We start from the raw sequence: 22,304 nt of genomic DNA on the forward strand, positions 1-22,304 counted from the left end.
TTAACATGAAGACCCCCTCGTGAAGAGGGGGAAAGAGGTCAGGCTTCGACTGTACGCATCAGGGTAGCCAGTTCATCTTTGACTGACTGCACCTGCGGGCCGATGACAACCTGCAAATTATGCTGATTGAGTTGTACCACGCCGATAGCCCGATTCGCTTTCAACGCGTTGGTATCCACTTTGGACATATCATTCACCGACAGACGTAAGCGAGTGATGCAGTTATCCAGAGAGGTAATGTTATCCGCACCTCCCAGCGCCGCCAGAATAGCAGGCGTGTTATAGCCGGATTTACCCACCGTACCTGCCACGGCTTGTTCAACGCTGCTGGCGGTATCGGCATCGCGTCCAGGGGTTTTCAGATTAAATCGGGTGATGGCGAAGCGGAAAATGGCGTAGTAGACCGCAAACCAGATTGCGGCCACAACCGGAACCAGATACCACTTTGTCGACAAGCCGTGCAGAATACCGAACACCACAAAGTCAATCACGTTGCCGTCAGTGTTACCAATGGTTACGCCCAGTATGGCCATGGTGGTAAAGCCCAGACCGGTCAACACGGCGTGGATAAGGTACAGCACCGGAGCGACAAACAGGAACAGGAATTCGATGGGTTCGGTTGTACCACCCACGACGCAGGCAATGACACCGGAAATCAGCAGGCCTTTAATTTTATGACGATTTTCAGGGCGAGCACAGTGATACATCGCCAGTGCCGCACCTGGCAGTCCACCCAGGAATGCCGGCATTTTGCCCTGTGACAGGAAGCGGGTTGCGCTTTCGGAGAAGCCGTGAGTCGTCGGGCAACTCAGTTGCGCCTGGAAAATGGTCAGCGCGCCACTCACGTCATGGCCACAAACCTCCATTGTGCCACCGGCTTCCGTAAAGCGAATCAGCGCCACCAGAATGTGTTGCAGACCGAATGGCAGCAGCAGACGTTCACCGGTTCCAAAAATCATTGGACCAAAATCGCCAGCACCATTAATGATGCGACCAATGCCATTAATACCGAGCGCGAACACGGGCCAAATCAGCGGAATAATCAAGCCAAATAGCCCCATCACAACCAGCGTGACGATGGGGACGAAGCGCGTGCCGCCGAAGAATGCCAGTGCATCAGGCAGGCGAATGTTGTGGAAACGTTCGTGCAGCATCCAGATGATGACACCTGCGATCACTGCGCCGAGGATCCCGGTATCGATAGACTGGATCCCGATAACGCTCTGAATGTTGTTCGCTTTTAGTACAGCTGTGTCAGTGGTCGGCAGAATGCCTTTTGCCGTCAACCAAAAGTTAACCGCCAGGTTCATCACTGCGTAACCAACAAAACCGGCAAACGCCGCCACGCCTTTATTCTCGCGCGCCAGACCGAGAGGGATCGCAATACAGAACATGACTGGCAGGAAGCTAAATGCAAAAGAGCCGACCTTACTCATCCAGATAAAGATCGCCTGCAGTACGGGGTTACCGAGGAAGGGAATCAGTGTGATGACGTCATTACTGCTCAGCGAACTGCCGATCCCCAGCATGATCCCACAGAAAGAGAGAAGTGCCACGGGCAGCATAAAGGTCTTACCCAGTTGCTGGAAAAACTCCCACAGCGATATTTTTTGTGCTGTTTTCGTCGTCATCAAACGACTCCTTTATTGTTAAAATAGATTTACCTGCTTTGATGCTGCGAGAAGATAAAACGTTTTACCGATCTCATTATCAGGAGTCACGCCAACACATGGCTGTAGCGAAAAAAATCACTATTAACGATGTCGCATTGGCTGCGGGCGTCTCTGTCAGTACCGTGTCGCTGGTGTTAAGCGGAAAAGGGCGGATATCGTCGGCCACGGGCCAGCGGGTCAACGAGGCTGTTGAGCAGTTGGGTTTTGTGCGCAATCGGCAGGCATCGGCGCTACGTGGTGGACAAAGTGGCGTGATTGGTTTGATCGTGCGCGATCTTACCTCCCCGTTTTATGCAGAGTTGACCGCCGGATTAACCGAGGCACTTGAAGCCCAGGGACGAATGGTTTTTTTGCTGCATGGCGGCCGTGAGGCCGATCAGTTACTTCAGCGCCTGGACATGCTGCTTTTGCAGGGGGTTGATGGCGTAGTGATTGCCGGAGCTTCTGGTCTGGGAAACGAACTCTGTGAACGTGCCGCCGAAAAAGGCGTACCGTTAGTGTTTGCTTCACGCGCCAGCTATCTGGATGAGGCCGATACTTTGAGGCCCGATAACATGCAGGCTGCACAAATGCTGACTGAACATCTGATCCGTCGTGGTCATCAGCGCATAGCCTGGCTGGGGGGGAAAAGTTCATCGTTGACCCGTGCGGAGCGAGTGGGGGGCTATTGCGCCACATTGATTAAATACGGCTTACCGTTCCACAGTGAATGGGTGGTGGAGTGTGAATCCAGCCAGAAAAAAGCCGCGGAGGCAATCAGCACGCTGCTGCGCAGCAGCCCAACGATCAGTGCCGTGATTTGCTATAACGACGTCATTGCGATGGGAGCATGGTTTGGTTTAATTCGTGCCGGGCGTCAAAGCGGTGAGGGCGGCGTTGAAACCTTTTTCGACCATCAGGTAGCTCTGGGGGCATTTGCGGATGTGGGTGAAAACGCGCTGGACGATCTGCCGATCGTCTGGGCAACAACACCCGCCCGTGAAATGGGCTATACGCTGGCGGACAGGGTGATGCAGCGGATCGAGAAAGCGGATGTGCAGTCCGGACATCAGATCGTGGCGGCACGGTTAGTCACAGTCAAATAAGCATCTCAACCCATCATCCGGCGGTGTTGTGTTTATCCCAGCGTCCCTCCACGGGTGAAGCATAGCCACCATCCATGGTAAAAGGGTGATCCTGATCAAACGTTAACCTGCTGGAACGAGGCATATTCCGTGCTTCAATTTTTCATTAGGTTCACCCATGCGAGCAATCACGACGCTGTTGGCGTTAACACTTATCCCTTTTATTTCCTGCGCTTCCCGCGATATCGACGTGGGTTTTTCTCCTGAAGGTGGCGCGCAGTCACTGGTGCTGAAAACGATCAACAACGCGAAGAAGTCGATTCGGATGATGGCATTCTCTTTCAGCGCACCGGATGTGATGAAGGCACTGGTGGACGCTCAACAGCGTGGAGTTGATGTCCGGGTCGTGATCGATGAAGAGGGAAATACCCGCGCCAAAAGCTTGTCAGCAATGCGCTATATCACCCAACATGGGGTCAGGTTGCGCACCGATAATCACTACCGCATTCAGCATGACAAAGTGATCATTGTCGATGACGATACGGTCGAAACCGGCTCGTTTAATTTTGCAAAATCATCTGAGTACCTGAACTCAGAAAATGTGATTGTCATCCATCGAGCGCCAGAACTGGCGAAACACTATCTGGCCCACTGGGAAAATCGCTGGCAGCAGGGCGTTGATTTTTCTCAGTAATAAAAAAGCCCCTCGATGAGGGGCTTAAGTCTTAAGTCGGTTACTGTTGCGGTGCAGCCGGTTCGGCAGGTTCCGGCATTCCTAAAGCAGGCATACCAAACATCCCAACAAAGTCTTCCAGCGGCATTTTCTGTCCGTTCAGAGTGACCTGTCCATTGGCATATTGCAGGCTAGCACCCATCGTGTTGTCTTCGAGCGTGGTAATGCGGAACATCTGACCCATTGCCGCCAGGCCTTTCACCTGTTGACTGGCCAGTTTGCCGGCATCTTCTTCACCGTAACCTTCAAGTTTGGCGACCTGAGTCATAAACTCGGTGGCCATGTCCATTGGGATCGTCAGTTTACTGTCGAGAGATTTCACGCTGCGATCCACTTCCTGCGCCAGCGTTTGTGCTTCACCCGTAGAAGTTGACGGATCTTTCAGGAACAAGGACAAGTTGAAGCTGGTTTCGCCTTTGCTGTTTTTCCAGCTCAACGGTGCAATCGTAATGACCGGTTCACCTTTCAGCAAAATCGGCAGGTTATCAAACAGCACGGCCATCACCTGCTGCTGGTACACCTCGGGATTTTGTTTCAGGGCGGCATCTGTCAGCAGAGCCTGACTTTCTTTAGTGTATTTCTGGCTAAACTGATGCCATGCCTGACCGTCAATGTTGCCAATTTTAAGGGACAACTTGCCCGTACCCAGATCCTGATTCTGTACTTTCAGACTTTTCAGTGTGTAGTCCAGTTGGGTATTGATGTTTTTACCGTCTTTCGAGACATCAGACTTCCCGTCCAGATCCATCCCTTCCAGTACGGCCATCTCTTTGCCTTCGACGGCGATCGCGAGTTTATCGAGGGTGATTTTTTGATCCCCGATGCGCTCATCAAAACGGGTCATGCGGCTGTTGCCGTTGGCCTTCAGGTTATTGAAAGTAAGCTGAACTTTTTGATTGTATTCATTTACTGCATTGACCAGCCCGCTTTGTGCTTCACCGGTCAGGCTGAATACATTGCCGTCACGATCGGCATCAAGCTGGAAGTTCCCCCCGCTAAAGGCGACTTTCTCTTCACCGTTTTCATAATTCAGCGCTTTCAGGGCAATATCGGAACGGGTATCACCGGCATAGCTGATACGGGTATTGATCTCAAATGGTGATGTATTTTTTGCCAGATCGAAAAGTGGCTTAGTGACGTCATTATTGACCAATACAGTGTTAACCGATGCCATCGACGGCACAAGATTAAACGATTTCAGTTGTGCCAACGGGAAGGGACCGTGGCTAACCACTTCGTCCAGCACCACGCTTTGCCCTGATTTCAGCCACGGATTTGCGCTTCCGGCAACCGGTTTGACCACCAGTTGCATATGGCTGGTGAACACACCACGTTGATAATTCTGGTAGCCCAGTTCGATACCCGCTTCGGGCGCAGTACGTTTGAGTTCACTGTTGGCCTGCGCCACCATTTCTGCCAGACGGCCTTCCAGTTGTTTCCCGGTAAACCAGGAGGCTCCTGTCCAGACCACGCCTAATGCAACAATAACGCCTGCAGCTATAACCGTTTTTTTCATCGTGATTATCCATAAAATGAAACCAGGCGGTAAAAACCGCCTGGTATGTAATAAGGCTCTGACTAGCTTAGCAAGAGTTGTTAAAAACTTCAGTAAGTTGCTACAACTTATTGAAAACGCGTGCCAGGCGACCCGTTCCACTCACGGTGATCGGCGACTCATTCGCCGCAATAAATGCCGATTCACCCGGTTTTAGCACCAGACGCTGATCGTCTTTGTTCAGCGTTGCTTCGCCCTCAACGCAGAACAGGATTGCGGCGCTATCCTGTGCGACAGGGGTTTCTGTGCGGTTCAGGTCATGGAGTGAAAACGCAAAATCGTCTACCGGGATAGGGAAGTCTAGCTCCGGGCCTTTCTTAACCGGTTGCGTCAGCAGTTCTGCGGCCGGTTTAGCCACAAACTTCACGTTGGCAACCAGCTCTGGGATATCAATGTATTTCGGCGTTAAGCCAGCGCGCAGTACGTTATCTGAATTCGCCATCACCTCAAGCGCGACACCCTGTAGATAGGCGTGCGGTGTTTCGGCAAACAGGAACATGGCTTCGCCGGGGTTCAGTTTCACTACGTTCAACAGCAGTGGGGAGAACAGGCCGCTGTCGTCCGGGTAAAACTCAGCGATCACACGAATGGTCTGCCACGGTTCACCTTGCTGGCTGTTTAGCGCCGCTTTTAGTACCGCCAGAGCATGTGATTTTTCGTCACCCTGCATATTTAACAGGCTGGCAAAGAGCTGGCTTAAACCTGCGGAATCAGGATTTTCGAGGAAGTGGGCGATGGCTTTGTTGGCTCCGGCAACAGGCTGCAGCAGAGAAACAATTTCGGAGAATTCGCGGAACGCGTTCATTGCCAGGAAGGGGGTCAGGGCAAAGACCAACTCGGGTTTATGGTTAGGATCTTTGTAATTACGCTCAGCCGCATCCAAAGGAATGCCTGCGGCGTTCTCTTTTGCAAAGCCGAGTTCAGAGGCTTTTTTGTTCGGATGAACCTGAATGGAAAGCGGTTGGTCTGCACACAGCACCTTAAACAGGAACGGCAACTCACCAAAGCGGTTAGCAACCTTGTCGCTCAGTAGCGTCGCTTTGTCGGCCTCAATCACGTCGCGCAGGCTGCGTACCTGACCGCTGGCGTCCTCAATTTTTGAGCTGCTCTTCGGGTGTGCCCCCATCCACAATTCTGCCATCGGCAGGTTGTCTGGGTTCGCGATACCGTAGAGATCCGTTAACGCAGTTTTACTTCCCCAGGCGTAGTTTTGCACTGAGTTGATGAGTTTTTGCATTATCAAGCCCTGATTCAAATGTGGAATTAACTCCAGGTATTAAAGCAATAAACCGCGCGGAAGTAACCAGCGCATGTAAAAAGTCGTACTAGTCTCAGTTTTTGTTAAAAAATTGTGTAGGATAAGCTAACTCGCTTTTAAGCAGGGCAAACGGAAGATCTGCCTGAATCATAATCAGCAATGTCGTAAGTGAGAGCACAATGTCGAACAAACCCTTTCATTACCAGGATCCTTTCCCTCTTGCAAAGGATCAGACCGAGTATTACCTGTTAACCCGTGATCATGTTTCTGTCGCTGAGTTCGAAGGACAAGAGATCCTCAAGGTGGACCCGCAGGCGCTGACTTTACTGGCTCAGCATGCGTTTCACGATGCCTCTTTTATGCTGCGTCCCGCGCATCAGCAACAGGTGGCAGATATCCTGAGTGACCCACAGGCCAGTGAAAACGATAAATATGTCGCCCTGCAGTTCCTGCGAAACTCGGATATCGCGGCGAAAGGCATTCTCCCAACCTGCCAGGATACCGGAACAGCCATCATCACCGGCAAAAAAGGCCAGCGTGTCTGGACGGGCGGTGGTGACGAAGCCGCTCTGGCACACGGCGTGTATAACACCTATATCGAAGATAACCTGCGTTACTCGCAAAATGCGGCGCTGGATATGTACAAAGAGGTGAATACGGGAACTAACCTGCCGGCGCAAATTGATCTCTATAGCGTCGATGGTGACGAGTACAAATTCCTCTGTATTGCCAAAGGCGGTGGTTCAGCCAACAAAACCTATCTCTACCAGGAAACCAAAGCCCTGCTTACGCCAGGTAAGTTGAAAAATTATCTGGTAGAGAAGATGCGTACGCTCGGTACGGCGGCGTGCCCGCCTTACCACATCGCCTTTGTGATCGGCGGGACATCAGCGGAAAGTACGCTGAAAACCGTCAAACTGGCATCTACCAAATACTATGATGGTCTGCCAACCAAAGGGAATGAGCATGGTCAGGCATTCCGCGATGTTCAGCTTGAGCAGGAACTGTTGCAGGAAGCCCAGAATCTGGGTCTGGGTGCGCAGTTTGGCGGCAAGTATTTTGCACACGATATTCGCGTCATTCGTTTGCCGCGCCACGGCGCATCGTGCCCGGTCGGGATGGGCGTATCTTGTTCTGCGGATCGCAATATCAAGGCGAAAATCAACCGCGACGGTGTCTGGATCGAGAAACTGGAAAACAACCCAGGCAAATACATCCCAGAAGCACTGCGTAAAGCGGGTGAGGGCGAAGCTGTTCACGTCGATCTGAACCGTCCAATGAGCGATATTCTGGCGCAGCTTTCTCAGTATCCGGTATCAACGCGTTTGTCCCTGAATGGAACTATTATCGTCGGGCGTGATATCGCTCATGCGAAGCTGAAAGAGCGTCTGGATAACGGCGAAGGTCTGCCTCAGTACATCAAAGATCACCCGATCTACTATGCCGGCCCGGCGAAAACGCCTGAAGGCTACGCTTCTGGTTCGTTAGGCCCAACCACAGCTGGCCGTATGGACTCGTATGTTGATCAACTGCAGGCCAACGGCGGCAGTATGATCATGCTGGCAAAAGGTAACCGCAGCCAGCAGGTAACAGACGCGTGTCATAAGCATGGTGGTTTCTATCTGGGCAGTATTGGCGGCCCGGCAGCCGTACTGGCACAGGGCAGCATCAAGAGCCTGGAATGTGTGGAATATCCAGAACTTGGGATGGAAGCCATCTGGAAAATTGAAGTGGAAGATTTCCCGGCGTTTATCCTGGTGGATGACAAAGGTAATGACTTCTTCAAACAGATCCAGTCGTCCCAATGTTCTGCCTGCGTGAAGTAAGATAAAAAGCCGGGCAAGCGTCAGTGCTGCCCGGCACGATAAAGAGCGCACAAAGCGTCATACCGTTTTTTTGAAGCAATCAATACTTATCTCTTAAGCAGGTGAGCAATGTTCCCAACTTCATTGTTATCAAGGAGAAAGTAATGACCACGTCACGTCGCGAGAAAGACTCAATGGGTGCAATCGATGTCCCGGCTGATAAGCTATGGGGCGCACAAACCCAACGCTCACTGGAGCATTTTCGGATCTCAACCGAGAAAATGCCCGTCTCGCTGATCCACGCGCTGGCACTGACCAAACGTGCGGCCGCTAAAGTTAACCAGGACCTGGGACTGCTTGCCGCTGAAAAAGCGACGGCCATTATCAATGCTGCTGATGAGGTCCTGGCGGGCAAGCATCCTGACGAGTTCCCTCTAGCTATCTGGCAAACGGGTTCCGGCACACAGAGCAATATGAACATGAACGAAGTGCTGGCAAACCGCGCAAGCGAACTGCTGGGCGGCGTACGTGGCATGGAGCGTAAAATTCATCCCAATGACGATGTGAACAAAAGCCAGAGCTCGAACGATGTTTTCCCGACGGCGATGCATGTCGCCGCGATCATTGCCCTGCGTGAACACCTTCTCCCTCAACTGGACGTGCTGAAAAAGACCCTGAATGAAAAAGCGTTAGCCTTCAGCGATATCGTGAAAATTGGCCGAACCCACTTGCAGGATGCCACGCCGCTGACTCTGGGCCAGGAGATTTCTGGCTGGGTTGCCATGCTTGAACACAACCTTAAGCATATCGATCACAGCCTGCCGCATCTGGCTGAGCTGGCGCTGGGGGGAACGGCGGTGGGGACAGGGCTGAACACCCATCCTGAATACGCTGCACGTGTTGCAAAAGAGTTAGCGGCGATCACCGGACAACCGTTTGTCACAGCGCCCAATAAATTTGAAGCCCTTGCCACCTGCGATGCACTTGTTCATGCACATGGTGCGCTGAAAGGGCTGGCTGCATCGCTGATGAAAATTGCCAACGATGTCCGCTGGCTGGCTTCCGGTCCGCGTTGTGGTATTGGTGAGATCAGCATTCCGGAGAACGAACCAGGCAGTTCGATCATGCCGGGGAAAGTGAACCCGACACAGTGTGAAGCCATGACCATGCTTTGCTGTCAGGTGATGGGTAACGATGTGGCCGTGAACATGGGCGGGGCGTCCGGTAACTTTGAACTGAATGTTTATCGCCCAATGGTGATCCATAATTTCCTGCAGTCGGTGCGTTTGCTGGCGGATGGCATGGAAAGCTTTAACGAACATTGCGCGGTGGGGATCGAACCGAATCGCGAGCGCATCAACCAGTTGCTCAACGAATCGCTCATGCTGGTGACCGCGCTCAATACCCACATCGGCTACGATAAAGCGGCAGAAATCGCCAAGAAAGCACACAAAGAGGGGCTGACGCTAAAAGCCGCCGCCCTGGCGCTGGGCTACCTGACTGACGCTGAGTTTGACAGCTGGGTTCGTCCTGAAGCGATGGTAGGTAGCCAGAAGTAATTATTCCGCCACATACAGGTGCAGCCGCGGGATGATTAATTGCAGCGGCTGTGCCTGCGGTTTATAACGATGCTGAATGTTTTCGGCATCGTAATTCAGCAGCTCGCCAATATCCGGGATCACTGCGCCCTGATCGGCATCATAAAGTGCAATTAAGGGGGTGGGACAGGCGTGCTGAACCTGTTTTTGCTGTCCGGAATACCAGACCCGCGCGATGGGCTGTACCTTTACAGGTCGTTTTATCTTGAGCCGCGCTTCTGAAGGCAGTGACGCAATACTGTGATACTCCTGTTCCAGACGTTCAATCCACTGCTCGCGCGACCAGGGGGCAACAGTGCGCGGCGCTTTCAGGCTTTTTTCCAGCATCGACAGGATCTCATCGCGGGTGAAGTTCTTGATAATGTGCTTATTCGCCCAGCCAAACCGTAATGTGGCCGGGTGACGAAGTACCGTCAACGAACGATAGGCATTCAGGGTGATAAGCCCTGGCAAATGACGATGAACCCACTCGAAACGTGCCGCCGGGGCTAATCCTGACTCTTCCGTAACGATTTTTTCGAACGCGGCTTTTAACGCGTTGATGTGGGCGATTTGCACTTCCAGCACTTCCCGCTCGGAGGTTTCTGTTTGCAGGCAGATCACGCCGGGCAGGCGAACGGCTGCTTTACTGCTGCGATTTTCTGACTGCTGCTGAATAAACAGGTGACGATAATGTTGTATCGTGAGCGCCAGAGCCGTACTGCCGATGTGTTGTTTGACCTCAATGCGTTCCAGTGGATCGTGTTCTGCGCCTTTCACCACATCTGGCAGAGTGAATACGCGAGCGGCCAGTAAACGGCATGATTGCAAACGCCCGGTCAGTGAGAGCAGTTCATGCTCAATGTGCCGCAACGTGGTATTCAGTCTTTCGATCAGATCGTAAGTCGCCATGACAACCCTTAATTAGTTACAACATACTTACCATATAACACAGCACGCCGGGTCAGGCCAGCGCGCGGTTAAGGTCAGGCAGTAACGGGAAGAGGGATATTGTGATACACCGGCCAGCTAAAACAGAAACGCGCGCCGCCGAGAGTGCTCTCTTCGCAGCGAACCGTCCCCCCCATTGCCTGCGCAATGGAATAGACGATCGCCAGCCCCAGGCCACAACCTCCAGTGGCACGATCGCGGCTGGGATCGAGACGAACAAATGGTTCGAACACTTTTTCTCGCTCGTCCGGCGCAATGCCTGGGCCATCATCTTCGACGGACAAACGGGCCTGATTCCCCTCTAGCTGCAAGCCAATTCGTAACGTGGTTTGGCTATAGCGCATGGCGTTATTCACCAGATTATCCAGGACGCGCTCCATCAGGCGCATATCGAGTGCACCATAATCACCGGAGGTCACGGTTTCGAGCAGTAGCGTACGCTGAGGATTAACACTTTGCACATCGTCAATATGGTTTTTCAGCCAGACGGGGAGATTTGGTGTACTGAGATTCAGCTCGTTTTGTGGGCGATCAAGCCGCGCGTAGGTCAGTAATTCCTCAATCAATCCTTCGAGCTGGCCGATATCCCGGTTCAGCGCCAGAGACTCTGCCTCGGTCAAGTTATCACTCATCTCCAGGCGATAGCGCAGACGTACCAGCGGTGTACGTAGTTCATGTGCAATACCGTCGATCAACTGCTTTTTACTGGCAATCAGCGCATTGATGTTATCGGCCATCTGGTTAAACGTCACACCTAACCGTTCGAAGCTCGAACCACTGTCAAAGTGGATACGCTCGGTAAGATGACCTTCGCCAAAACGTTGTGCAGCTGCTTCAAGTCGCAGCATGTCCTGCCAGTGCGGTCGCATCCAGATAAAGACCGGAAAGGCCAGTGAAATGGCGATAAATGCCAGGAGCGCCATATCCAGCAGCCGCATCTGGTGCAGATAATACAGATAGGGGACGGGTCCCACGGCGAGAACATAGTGGCTTCGGGGAATGCGCTGAATAAACGTGTATTTTTCATCCAGTGCGACAATGTCACCGTCTCGCAAGCGCTGCATGGCGGGCGCATCGAGATCGAAATCTTTCATCGATTCAATACGCAGATTGAATGAGAGATTCAGATCCAGCTCTTTCAGTGTGCGGGCCCAGTCGTGTGGCGGAATTTCACGTAACTCACTGCGCATCAGGTACAGCGAGCTTTTCATCAAATCATCCAGCGATTGCCGACCCGCACGCTCGGCGGTGAACTTGTAGACCAGCCCGACCAGCATGGTCATCACCAGGAAGCAGACAAACAGCAGGAGATAAAACTGCACGAACAGCTTTTTCATGAACGTATCCGGATGACGAGGTGATCAAGTTTCCCAGGCGTGCGGGGCAAAAAGATAGCCTTTGTTACGTACCGTTTTAATGCGATACGGCTCAGTGGCATTATCCAGTAATTTCTTGCGCAGCCGAGAAATGGCGACATCAACACTGCGATCCATACCATCGTAGCTGACACCGCGTAAATTTTTGAGTAATGCATCCCTGTCCATGATTTGTCCGGCATGTGTTGCCAGTTCCCATAGCAGGTCAAAATCCGCCGTGGAAAGCGCGATCAGCTCACCTGACAGCAACACCTGGCGATTAACAGGATCGATTGATAACGTACCAAAATGCATAGCTTTATGCGGTGTAAGCGAAGGTGCTGAGGGTTCCCGGTCAACGGTGGCGTGCTGGCGCAAATGCAGACGCAAACGAGCGAGCAATACGGCAGGAGGGGTCGTTTTAAGGATGTAGTCGTTAGCGCCCATCTCCAGCGACAAGATGTGGTTCATGTCACTGTCCAGAGAGGTAAGAAGAACAATCGGGCCATCCCACTGGGCACGCAGGTCACGGCACAAGGTCATTCCGTCTTTACCGGGTAGCATGATATCCAGCAGCACCAGATCCGGCTTCTCACGCGCCACGACTTCCTCACCGCGATCGCCGCGAGGCTCGACTATGACGTCCATATCATGTTTACCCAAATAGGCGGCAATCAGTTGCCCGACTTCGGGTTCATCCTCTACATAAACGATCTTATTCATACAGCGTCTGTTATCGCGAAAAAAGCCAACATACACTGCGTAACCTTAACCTTCCATTAATCTTTCAAAATTAACCTCAGTTCCGTTATTCTGGTCTGAATTGTTGCCTGGTTGTTATGGGAAAATACATGGGCTTGCTGATAAAAGCTGCGCTGGGTGCGCTGGTGGTGTTACTGATTGGTGTGTTGGCAAAAACAAAAAATTACTACATTGCTGGGTTGATCCCGCTTTTCCCGACGTTTGCCCTTATTGCGCACTATATCGTAGCCTCGGAGCGCGGGGTTGAAGCATTGCGAACCACCATTGTCTTTGGCATGTGGTCCATTATCCCTTACTTCCTCTATCTGTTGTCACTATGGTATTTCACCGGCTTTTTGCGACTGCCGCTGGCGCTGGGTGGGGCCGTTTTGTGCTGGAGCCTCAGCGCCTGGGTGCTCATTTTTTTCTGGAGCCGCTTACATTAGCGAAGCGGGCGACCGCCATCTACCGCGAAGGTTCTTCCGGTTACGTAACAACTGGTTAGCAGATAATCGATAAGATCGATCACCTCTTTTTCACCAGGGGCGATCTTCATCAACGATTTATTCAGAGCCTGCTGGCGGTACTCAGCGTCGTCGCTGTCGTTGAACAATATCAACGACGGGGCAATCGCATTGACTTTGACTTCTGGCGCGAGCTTACGTGCAAAAGAGCGTGTCATATTATCCAGCGCGGCTTTACTCGCGGCGTAGGCGATATGTTTATCGCTCCCTCGTTCTACGACATAGTCTGTAAAGTGAATGATGTCTCCCGCTGCATGCCCGTGCCCGCGTAGCAGGTCTTGCAGGGCGTGGTTAAGCAGGTAAGGGGCATTAACGTGGATTTGCAGCATACTGGAGAGCGTATCGCTGAGCGGTGTGCCCGGCAGTTCAGCGAGCCAGGCACTGGCGTTATGAATGATTGCCCGAAGCCCGTCAGTACGGGATTTCACTTCGTCGGCAAAAGCCAGAATGCCTTCGTCAGTTGAGAAATCAGCCTGAATACAGACCGCCCCGGCGTTTCGGAGACCGTCAATGGCAGGATATTCACTGCGATAACTGACGATCACCGGCTGGCGAAGGGTAAGAAAATGATGAGCAATGGCGAGGCCAATGCGACGGCCTCCCCCCGTGATTAATACAGGACGTTGTTGCATTTTTCCCATCGTGTTCTCCTCTCAGTTCAGCAACGGGAAAGACGGCGCTATCCCATTAACATCCACGTTGCCGGTACGGCAGCAACCAGTAACAACCCGATCAATGCCATCTCACGACGTTTAAGCGCATTATTCAATTGATGCGTACGGCGCGCGTAGATAAAGACCAGCAGACCCGGCGCATACAGTACAACCGAGAGCAGCAGGTGCATTGGGCCCGAAGCATACAACAACCACAAGCCGTAAATACAGGCGCCGATACCGACGATCAGGTGTGCTGGACGTGTAGCTATTTTTAACAAATAAGCGCCCACCAGAAAATAGGGAACCAGAATCATCTCTGAGGCGATAGTTAACAAGGTGTTATAGTCAGAACCTGTGAGCCAGATCAGGACAAGGCAAACCTGCACGCTGATGTTGGTCAGCCAAAGTGAAGCTGAAGGCGCATTATTTTTATTCTGACGAGCAAATAAGCGCGGAAAGGCTTTATGGGTCGCCGCCAGGAAGGGAACTTCTGCTGCCATGATCGTCCAGCTCAGGTACGCACCACAGACAGAGACGATAAGACCTGCGGCAATCACCACATCGCCCCAGGAACCCATCATGTTTACCATCAGGCCAGCCATTGATGGATTACGCATGCCGGCCAGCTCAGGACGTGCAACCACACCGAGTGAAAGCAGCGTCACCAGCAGGTAGACACCTAATGCTGCCAGTACGGCAAGTAAGGTGGCCCGGCCTACGTCGTGCTTATTACGGGCACGGGCAGAAACCACCACTGCACCCTCAACACCGATGAACACCCACAGGGTTATCAGCATCGTATTTTTGACCTGTTCCCAGACAGGAACGCCCAGAGCAATACCCGTAAAGTCGAGCTTAAAGACATCAAGACGGAACGCAATAAATGCCAGAACGATAAACAGGCCCAATGGGACCAGTTTCGCCAGCGTTGCGACCAGATTGATGCTCGCGGCAGTCTGCACACCACGTAAAACCAGCCAGTGAACGAACCACAGTAGTACCGATGCGCCGACAATAGATTGCCAGGTATTCCCGTCGCCGAAGAGCCGTAACTCTGGCGTATCGGTAAAGAAACTCAATGCAGAAAAGACGATGACCAGATACGAGACATTGGCGATAACCGCGCATAACCAGTAGCCCCAGGCCGAGCAAAACCCGATCAGCTCGCCGAATCCTTCACGGGCATAAGTAAATATCCCGCCGTCAAGGTCTGGACGGATACGGGTCAGCAGTAGCATGGCGAAGGCCAGCAGCAAAATCCCGGCCCCGGTGATACCCCAACCAATGAGGAGTGCCGCAGGGCTTGCGACGGCAGCCATATTTTGCGGCAAACTGAATACACCCGCACCCAGCATTGAGCTTAAAACGAGTGCAGTCAAAGCACTCAGGCCAAGTTTCTTTTCCATTGGCTTCCTGTTATGAAAGGTCCAAATCCAGAATAATTATTTCGCACAGGCGCATAAAAATGGTGGATCACACTAAGGCGCGGGATTTTACGGAGTGTCACGAAGTCATGCAATGACGTGAGGCAGAAATTAGAATAAAAGTTACAAAAAAAGGCGGCATTGCGCCGCCTTTGTTAAACCGTTTACTTACTTGTACAAATCGGCACTGATCGTCATGTTGTTACCACGTTCCTGCCACTGGCGGGTGATGTGGTAATACTTAGCCCCTTTCTTCGCCGCGCGTTTTGCGACCTGATAAGAGACTTCCGTCATATTGCCGTAGTTACCTGTAAACTTGATGCTGTCGAACGGAACCATCTGCGCAGCAGTGGTTTTGTTCAACTCTTCAATTTTGGTCCCGTCTGGCAGGGTAACGGAGTAACGACCGCCTTTTGTGGATTGCGTTTCAAAGAAGCGACCCACTTCCGCGCTTGGCGCAGCAGAGGTCGCAACGCCTGGAATTTCCACTTTCTTCGCTTCTTCGCCACCTTTCGCGATTGCTGCGCGGCCAGCGTCAGAATCGGCAGGGATAGCATCCGGGCTTTGCAGAACGCGTTTTTTCGCATCTTCTTTATAAATGAATGCGGTAATACGCTGGTTGCCGCCCTGGTTGGCATCGACCTGGCGCACAATATAGAAAGAGTAGGCCCCTTTCTCTTTGGCGGCTTTGGTGATTGCATCGTTCACTTCAGGCTGGCTGCGGTAGAACCCCTGAACAGTCACGGTGTCGTAAGGTTCCAGTTCAATCGCCTGATCTTTTGGCAGTTCGACGATACCGTTAATCACGCGATTTTTGGGTGCGTCAGCTTTTGGGGCATTGTCTTTGAACAGCGCGATGGTTACGCGCTGGTTGCCGCTGTTGCCGTAGTCAGACTGGTCAACAACGTAAAACGAGGCTGCACCGTTTTTATCGGCGGCTTTTGATGCGGCGTTAACGGCATCGCCAATAGAGTTATAACGACCCACAATGACCGTATGGTCAAAAGGTTTTAACGCTGCCGCTTGCTCCGGCGTTAACTCTGTCGCGGCATTCGCAGACAGGGCGGTCGCAGAAAGAAGTGCGGACGCCAGGAGTGTGTTCTTAAGCTTCATAAAAATAATCCTTCGCCTTGCGCAAACCATGTACTGGTATTGTTGTTAATTTGAGACGGTCTCGATTATTGCATTTAAAACCCGTTGCTGTCTGCGCCATTTTTCGCACCCTGTGCTCAGGGGAGATCTAAATTCGATAACATTTAGTGATATGTTGAAAAAACAGGCGTTTGACAAGCAAAACTGATAAAGCATATGACTTTTACAAGTTAATTTAATGTTAATAAGTTGATCTCGTATGGCGCTATATCATGTTTTTACCGCTTCGCTTGCGCTATTTATCGGTTACTGCGGTGAATTTAAGGTAAATATCTCTGTCAGCGACGTCGATCACTTATTTTTCACAGATAAAGTAAGAAATAGTGTTTTCTGGCGGTGGATCACAGGCGTTATTTTCAGTAGGTTATAGAAAGTTTGTTACTGTTTTATTTTCCGGGGTTAATGATCTACCTCAGCTATTAAGTTGATGGAAATTGATACAAACCTCGGGCATTTATCGACAAACCATCATCAAAAACCGATGGAAGGGAAAACTATGCGTATTGGGGTACCAAAAGAACGGTTAGCCAATGAAACCCGCGTAGCGGCAACACCAAAAACGGTGGAGCAACTGCTTAAACTGGGTTTTACCGTCGCGGTTGAAAGCGGCGCGGGCAAACTGGCGAGTTTCGACGATGAGGCATTTACTCAGGCTGGCGCTGACGTAGTGGACGGTGCAGAGATCTGGCAATCGCCGATCATCCTGAAAGTGAATGCACCGGAAGAACATGAAATAGCGCTGCTCAATCCGGGCACGACGCTGGTGAGCTTTGTCTGGCCAGCGCAAAATCCAGAGCTGATGGAAAAGCTCGCGGCACGTGATGTGACCGTGATGGCAATGGATTCTGTTCCACGTATTTCTCGCGCTCAATCGCTGGATGCATTGAGCTCCATGGCGAACATTGCGGGATACCGTGCTATCGTCGAAGCGGCACATGAGTTTGGCCGTTTCTTTACGGGGCAGATCACCGCTGCAGGTAAAGTGCCGCCTGCGAAAGTGATGGTGATCGGCGCTGGTGTGGCAGGGCTTGCGGCGATTGGCGCGGCAAACAGCCTGGGCGCGATTGTGCGAGCATTTGATACGCGTCCGGAAGTAAAAGAACAGGTTCAAAGTATGGGCGCCGAATTTCTTGAGCTGGACTTCAAGGAAGAGGCGGGAAGTGGTGATGGCTATGCGAAGGTGATGTCTGAAGCCTTCATCAAAGCGGAAATGGAACTCTTTGCTGCTCAGGCGAAAGAAGTCGACATTATTGTCACCACCGCATTGATCCCCGGTAAGCCGGCTCCGAAGCTGATTACCCGCGAAATGGTTGATTCCATGCAACCAGGCAGTGTCATCGTCGACCTGGCCGCGCAAAATGGCGGTAACTGCGAATACACTGTGCCAAACCAGGTGACCACCACTGCCAATGGCGTGAAGATCATCGGTTATACCGATCTGCCGGGTCGCTTACCAACGCAGTCTTCTCAACTGTATGGAACCAACCTCGTTAACCTGCTGAAACTGCTGTGTAAAGAGAAAGACGGCAATATTACGGTAGACTTTGAGGATGTGGTTGTGCGCGGTGTTACTGTGGTCCGCGAGGGAGAAATTACCTGGCCTGCACCACCCATTCAGGTTTCAGCACAGCCTCAGGCAGCACCAAAAGCAGCACCTGAACCGAAAGAGCCTGCTAAGCCTGTTTCACCGTGGCGTAAATATGCCCTGATGGCGCTGGCGATTATTCTTTTTGGTTGGCTGGCAAGTGTTGCGCCAAAAGAGTTCCTCGGTCACTTCACCGTCTTCGCACTCTCCTGTGTGGTGGGCTATTACGTGGTGTGGAACGTTTCCCATGCACTGCATACGCCGTTGATGTCGGTGACTAACGCCATCTCCGGGATCATCGTGGTGGGGGCATTGCTGCAAATTGGTCACGGTGGCTGGATTAGCTTCCTTAGCTTCATCGCGGTGCTTATCGCCAGTATCAATATCTTCGGTGGTTTCACCGTGACTCAGCGTATGCTGAAAATGTTTCGTAAGGGATAAGGGGTAGCATATGTCTGGAGGATTAGTTACAGCTGCATACATTGTCGCTGCGATCCTGTTTATTTGCAGTCTGGCGGGGCTTTCCAAACACGAAACGTCTCAGCGCGGTAATAACTTTGGCATCGCCGGTATGGCGATTGCACTGCTTGCCACCATCTTTGGACCGGATACTGGCAACGTCGCCTGGATCCTGGTGGCGATGATTATCGGTGGCGCGATTGGTATCCGTCTGGCGAAGCGCGTTGAGATGACTGAAATGCCAGAGCTGGTGGCGATTCTGCACAGCTTTGTTGGTCTGGCTGCGGTGCTGGTGGGCTTCAACAGCTACCTCTACCATGAAGCAGGCATGGAACCGATTCTGGTCAATATCCATTTGACTGAAGTGTTCCTCGGTATTTTCATCGGTGCGGTAACATTCACTGGCTCTATTGTGGCGTTTGGTAAATTACGCGGGAAATTGTCGTCAAAACCGCTGATGCTACCTAACCGCCATAAGCTGAATCTGGCTGCACTGGTTGTATCGTTCGTGCTGCTGGTTATCTTCGTACGTACAGAAAGTGTGGGTATGCAGGTGCTGGCGCTGCTGGTGATGACCATTATTGCTCTGGCGTTCGGCTGGCATCTGGTGGCTTCTATCGGTGGTGCAGATATGCCAGTAGTGGTCTCAATGCTGAACTCCTATTCAGGTTGGGCGGCTGCGGCTGCGGGCTTTATGCTGAGTAATGACCTGCTGATCGTTACAGGTGCACTGGTCGGCTCTTCTGGTGCGATCCTCTCCTTCATTATGTGTAAAGCGATGAACCGTTCGTTCATCAGCGTGATTGCGGGTGGTTTTGGTACTGACGGTTCCTCTTCGGGTAATGACGAAGAAGTCGGTGAACATCGTGAGGTCACTGCGGAAGATACGGCAGATATGCTGAAGAATTCGCACTCGGTTATCATCACCCCTGGCTACGGCATGGCCGTTGCCCAGGCGCAGTATCCGGTTGCCGAAATTACGGAGAAACTGCGGGCGCGTGGTATCAAGGTTCGCTTTGGTATTCACCCGGTTGCCGGGCGTCTGCCGGGTCACATGAACGTTTTGCTGGCTGAAGCGAAAGTGCCTTACGACATCGTGCTGGAGATGGATGAGATCAACGATGATTTCTCCGATACCGATACGGTACTGGTTATTGGCGCGAATGATACCGTTAACCCGGCGGCACAAGATGATCCGCGCAGCCCAATTGCGGGGATGCCTGTGCTGGAAGTGTGGAAGGCTCAGAATGTCATTGTCTTCAAACGTTCGATGAATACGGGCTATGCAGGCGTTCAAAACCCACTGTTCTTTAAAGAGAACACCCATATGCTGTTTGGCGATGCCAAAGCCAGCGTGGATGCGATTCTGAAAGCGCTGTAATCAGTAGCAATAAAAAAAGCCGCCATATTTGGCGGCTTTTTTATATGCATCAACAAGGCTCAATCGTCGTCTTCGTCGTCCAGTTCAACCGGCGTCTGGTATTGATCCGGTTTAATGACCAGCAGGTCGCAGCGCAGATGGTCGATCACCTGTTCGGCGGTATTCCCCAGGAATGCAGCAGAAATACCGGTACGACCAATCGTGCCCAGCACGACAATCCCCGCCTGCAGGTGTTCAGCCAGGTCCGGGATCACCTCTTCAGGTAACCCTTTTTCAACGTGGGTCATTTTCTCATCGATACCGAATTTTTGGCGCAGTGCTTTCATGGCCAACAGATGCTGACCGCGGATTGCGTCGTTATACACACTCGGATCAAATTCAGGCAGCTCGATGGCGATATTGATAGGTGTCACCGGGTAAGCTCCCACCAGATGGACTTCGGTATGGTTGACTTGCTCGGCAAGCTGGATGGTCTCTTTCACCAGCTTTTCGTTCAACGCGTTGTGATAGTCCTCTTCGCTGGCGAGATTGACCGCAACAACGGCCTTACCGCCTTCTGGCCAGGGTTGATCTTTTACCATCCACACTGGGCAAGGGCATTTGCGCAATAAGTGCCAGTCCGTCGGGGTGAAGATGACGGACTCCAGTTTGTCGTGCTGGTGCGCCATTTTCAGCAACAGATCGTGATTGCCGCTGATAATTTCCTGGATAATGGCTTCAAATGGGCGGTTATGCCAGACCACTTTAATATCAATGGGAATTCCCGCATCCAGGTAATATTTCGCCTGTTCGCGGATCCATGCAGTACGCTGGCTGATCACTCCCTGACGCATAGCGGTGCGCTCGTCAGGCGACAGAAGGGTGGTCATTTCGTATGAGAAGTCATAGATCGGCAAAAACGCTTTGATTTTGCCACCAATCCGTTGATGTAAATACACAGCACGCCGTAACGCAGGTTGATCGTCCTGATTAGGGTCGATGGCCACCAGCATGTTTTGATACTTTGTCATACAGGTCTCCTTACAACTGTCACCACAGTCTGTAACTAAAAGAGTAACCTATATATCTTGAATGAAACAGGGGGGAAGTTTTACCAGATCAATAAATCATGAAAAATTAATGGCTGTTGTGCCATCAGGTTGAAACCCAAGCGCTTTGCTTCTCAGATAAAGGAGCCAACATGGCAAATCACTCAAAACGGAAAGCGATAGGCAGATTAATTGCACAAGGGGTTGCGGCGAAAAGACAAGCGACAGAACGCATGTTGTATATCACCGAGCAGCAACAAGCGACCGCGCAAGATCTCGAATGTTTAAAAACACCGCCTAAAAACAGAACCGAGGCCAAAAAGCAACTGGCGGTAAAACTACGCTTACTGAAAAATGGGGCTATGGATCTGAAATCGCTGCAAGAAATTGAAGTTCAGGCTGCAATCGACTTAGCAAATGCGAACATCCGCAGATTTGAAGACGGCTCGGTTGACGCTGTTTCAACAGAGAAAACGTCAGTTAACAGGAAGAAATGGCGGGGCAGGACGGCAGACTGAGAAGGGATGAGAACACGTTGGTAAGCAGAATCATGAATTTCAGTATGCAGCCAGACGAATGTATCGATCTGGCTGCAGTCATTCGCAGATGTTATGCCACGTTGCGGGAATGACCGGCGAGGATCGCCAGCGCTTCACCGTTTTCGATGGTGATATATTTGCCTTTAACGGCCAGCATACCGCTTTTCTGGAAGCGACCCAGCAGACGGCTGATGGTTTCAACGGTCAGTCCGAGGTAGTTACCGATATCACCACGGGTCATGGTCAGACGGAACTCACGTGGTGAGAAGCCACGTTCGGCAAAACGGCGCGACAGGTTATAGATAAAGGCCGCCAGACGCTCTTCAGCATTCTTTTTGGAAAGCAGCAGGATCATGTCCTGATCGCCTTTAATTTCGCCGCTCATCAAACGCATCATCTGTTGACGCAGGTTCGGCATTTTTCCGGACAGGTCATCCAGCGTTTCAAACGGGATTTCGCAGACCATTGAGGTTTCCAGCGCCTGAGCAAAGCTCGGGTGGTGACCAGTACCGATGGCATCAAAGCCGACCAGATCGCCTGCTAAATGGAAGCCAGTGATCTGCTCATCACCTTGTTCGGTGATGGTGTAGCTTTTAATCGTGCCAGAACGGATAGCATAGAGCGATTTCAGTTCGTCTCCCGCTTTAAACAGCGTCTGTCCTTTCTGAATAGGCTTTTTGCGCTCGATGATATTATCAAGCTGATCAAGTTCATGCTCATTCAGGGTAAACGGGATACAGAGCTGGCTGATGCTGCAATCCTGGCAATGGATAGCACAACCGCCAGACTGAATGCGTCGTATAATTCGCTTTTCCGGGATCATAGGTTTGCTCGAGCCTTAATT

General features: G+C 51.7%; 19 protein-coding genes. 8 read left to right on the top strand and 11 right to left on the bottom strand.

All coding sequences use genetic code 11. The features are described from left to right. Positions 1-38: 38 nt before the first annotated feature. A complete protein-coding gene (gene malX / locus GF617_RS06815; protein WP_181623323.1) occupies positions 39-1,631 on the bottom strand; it encodes a maltose/glucose-specific PTS transporter subunit IIBC in 1,593 nt (530 codons plus the stop codon). Positions 1,632-1,729: 98 nt separating this feature from the next. Here malX and GF617_RS06820 point away from each other — a divergent pair, with 98 nt between their 5' ends. Beyond that, the gene (locus GF617_RS06820) at positions 1,730-2,758 is read left to right on the top strand and encodes a Mal regulon transcriptional regulator MalI (RefSeq protein ID WP_181623324.1); all 1,029 of its coding nucleotides are present in this window, start codon (positions 1,730-1,732) and stop codon (positions 2,756-2,758) included. A gap of 157 nt (positions 2,759-2,915) precedes the next feature. Further along, entirely contained in the window at positions 2,916-3,431 is a 516-nt protein-coding gene (locus GF617_RS06825) for a phospholipase D family protein (protein WP_181623325.1), read from the top strand. Positions 3,432-3,471: 40 nt separating this feature from the next. Here GF617_RS06825 and GF617_RS06830 read toward each other — a convergent pair whose 3' ends face one another. Beyond that, on the bottom strand, positions 3,472-4,986 hold the full coding sequence (locus tag GF617_RS06830; protein WP_203451354.1) for a YdgA family protein: 1,515 nt from the start codon (positions 4,984-4,986) through the stop codon (positions 3,472-3,474). A 100-nt stretch (positions 4,987-5,086) separates the two neighbouring features. Further along, positions 5,087-6,262 (bottom strand): mannose-6-phosphate isomerase, encoded by a 1,176-nt coding sequence (manA, locus tag GF617_RS06835; RefSeq protein WP_181623327.1) that lies wholly within the window; start codon positions 6,260-6,262, stop codon positions 5,087-5,089. A gap of 200 nt (positions 6,263-6,462) precedes the next feature. On the opposite strand from manA, the gene fumA reads away from it, so the two are divergent. Together fumA and fumC are read left to right on the top strand one after the other, a co-directional pair. Beyond that, entirely contained in the window at positions 6,463-8,109 is a 1,647-nt protein-coding gene (gene fumA, locus GF617_RS06840; RefSeq protein ID WP_203451355.1) for a class I fumarate hydratase FumA, read from the top strand. A 143-nt stretch (positions 8,110-8,252) separates the two neighbouring features. Continuing rightward, positions 8,253-9,647 carry a class II fumarate hydratase gene (gene fumC, locus GF617_RS06845; protein ID WP_203451356.1) on the top strand — a complete coding sequence of 465 codons (1,395 nt, stop codon included), beginning with the start codon at positions 8,253-8,255 and terminating at the stop codon, positions 9,645-9,647. On the opposite strand, the gene tus is transcribed toward fumC, so the two are convergent. From tus to rstA, 3 genes are all read right to left on the bottom strand, one after another. Then, positions 9,648-10,577, bottom strand: a complete 930-nt coding sequence (gene tus, locus GF617_RS06850; RefSeq protein ID WP_203451357.1) for a DNA replication terminus site-binding protein — start codon at positions 10,575-10,577, stop codon at positions 9,648-9,650. It lies immediately after the preceding gene. A gap of 74 nt (positions 10,578-10,651) precedes the next feature. Further along, positions 10,652-11,953, bottom strand: coding sequence for a two-component system sensor histidine kinase RstB (gene rstB / locus GF617_RS06855; protein ID WP_181623331.1), 1,302 nt, complete (start codon positions 11,951-11,953; stop codon positions 10,652-10,654). 24 nt (positions 11,954-11,977) lie between these two features. Continuing rightward, positions 11,978-12,694: a two-component system response regulator RstA gene (gene rstA, locus GF617_RS06860; protein ID WP_203451358.1), complete on the bottom strand. Its 717-nt coding sequence runs from the start codon at positions 12,692-12,694 to the stop codon at positions 11,978-11,980. 128 nt (positions 12,695-12,822) lie between these two features. On the opposite strand from rstA, the gene GF617_RS06865 reads away from it, so the two are divergent. Continuing rightward, a complete protein-coding gene (locus GF617_RS06865; RefSeq protein ID WP_181623333.1) occupies positions 12,823-13,158 on the top strand; it encodes a GlpM family protein in 336 nt (111 codons plus the stop codon). Here GF617_RS06865 and folM read toward each other — a convergent pair. The 3 genes from folM to ydgH form a co-directional block, all read right to left on the bottom strand. After that, on the bottom strand, positions 13,155-13,877 hold the full coding sequence (gene folM / locus GF617_RS06870) for a dihydromonapterin reductase (protein WP_181623334.1): 723 nt from the start codon (positions 13,875-13,877) through the stop codon (positions 13,155-13,157). The genes GF617_RS06865 and folM overlap by 4 nt on opposite strands. A gap of 38 nt (positions 13,878-13,915) precedes the next feature. After that, entirely contained in the window at positions 13,916-15,298 is a 1,383-nt protein-coding gene (locus tag GF617_RS06875) for an amino acid permease (RefSeq protein WP_203451359.1), read from the bottom strand. Positions 15,299-15,484: 186 nt separating this feature from the next. Next, positions 15,485-16,429: a DUF1471 family protein YdgH gene (gene ydgH / locus GF617_RS06880; protein ID WP_181623336.1), complete on the bottom strand. Its 945-nt coding sequence runs from the start codon at positions 16,427-16,429 to the stop codon at positions 15,485-15,487. 535 nt (positions 16,430-16,964) lie between these two features. Here ydgH and pntA point away from each other — a divergent pair. Together pntA and pntB are read left to right on the top strand one after the other, a co-directional pair. Further along, positions 16,965-18,494 carry a Re/Si-specific NAD(P)(+) transhydrogenase subunit alpha gene (gene pntA / locus GF617_RS06885; protein WP_181623337.1) on the top strand — a complete coding sequence of 510 codons (1,530 nt, stop codon included), beginning with the start codon at positions 16,965-16,967 and terminating at the stop codon, positions 18,492-18,494. A 10-nt stretch (positions 18,495-18,504) separates the two neighbouring features. Beyond that, complete coding sequence (gene pntB / locus GF617_RS06890) at positions 18,505-19,893, top strand: Re/Si-specific NAD(P)(+) transhydrogenase subunit beta (protein ID WP_203451360.1); 1,389 nt, start codon at positions 18,505-18,507, stop codon at positions 19,891-19,893. Positions 19,894-19,952: 59 nt separating this feature from the next. Here the strand turns inward: pntB and uspE are convergent, their stop codons facing one another. After that, the gene (gene uspE, locus GF617_RS06895) at positions 19,953-20,903 is read right to left on the bottom strand and encodes a universal stress protein UspE (RefSeq protein ID WP_181623339.1); all 951 of its coding nucleotides are present in this window, start codon (positions 20,901-20,903) and stop codon (positions 19,953-19,955) included. 170 nt (positions 20,904-21,073) lie between these two features. Between uspE and GF617_RS06900 the strand changes: the two genes are divergently transcribed. Continuing rightward, positions 21,074-21,439 carry a hypothetical protein gene (locus tag GF617_RS06900; RefSeq protein ID WP_203451361.1) on the top strand — a complete coding sequence of 122 codons (366 nt, stop codon included), beginning with the start codon at positions 21,074-21,076 and terminating at the stop codon, positions 21,437-21,439. Between the two features lie 91 nt (positions 21,440-21,530). Here the strand turns inward: GF617_RS06900 and fnr are convergent, their stop codons facing one another. Further along, entirely contained in the window at positions 21,531-22,283 is a 753-nt protein-coding gene (gene fnr, locus GF617_RS06905; protein WP_181623341.1) for a fumarate/nitrate reduction transcriptional regulator Fnr, read from the bottom strand. Positions 22,284-22,304: the final 21 nt, after the last annotated feature.

Source organism: Lelliottia sp. RWM.1 (assembly GCF_016859735.1).
Classification (GTDB): domain Bacteria; phylum Pseudomonadota; class Gammaproteobacteria; order Enterobacterales; family Enterobacteriaceae; genus Enterobacter.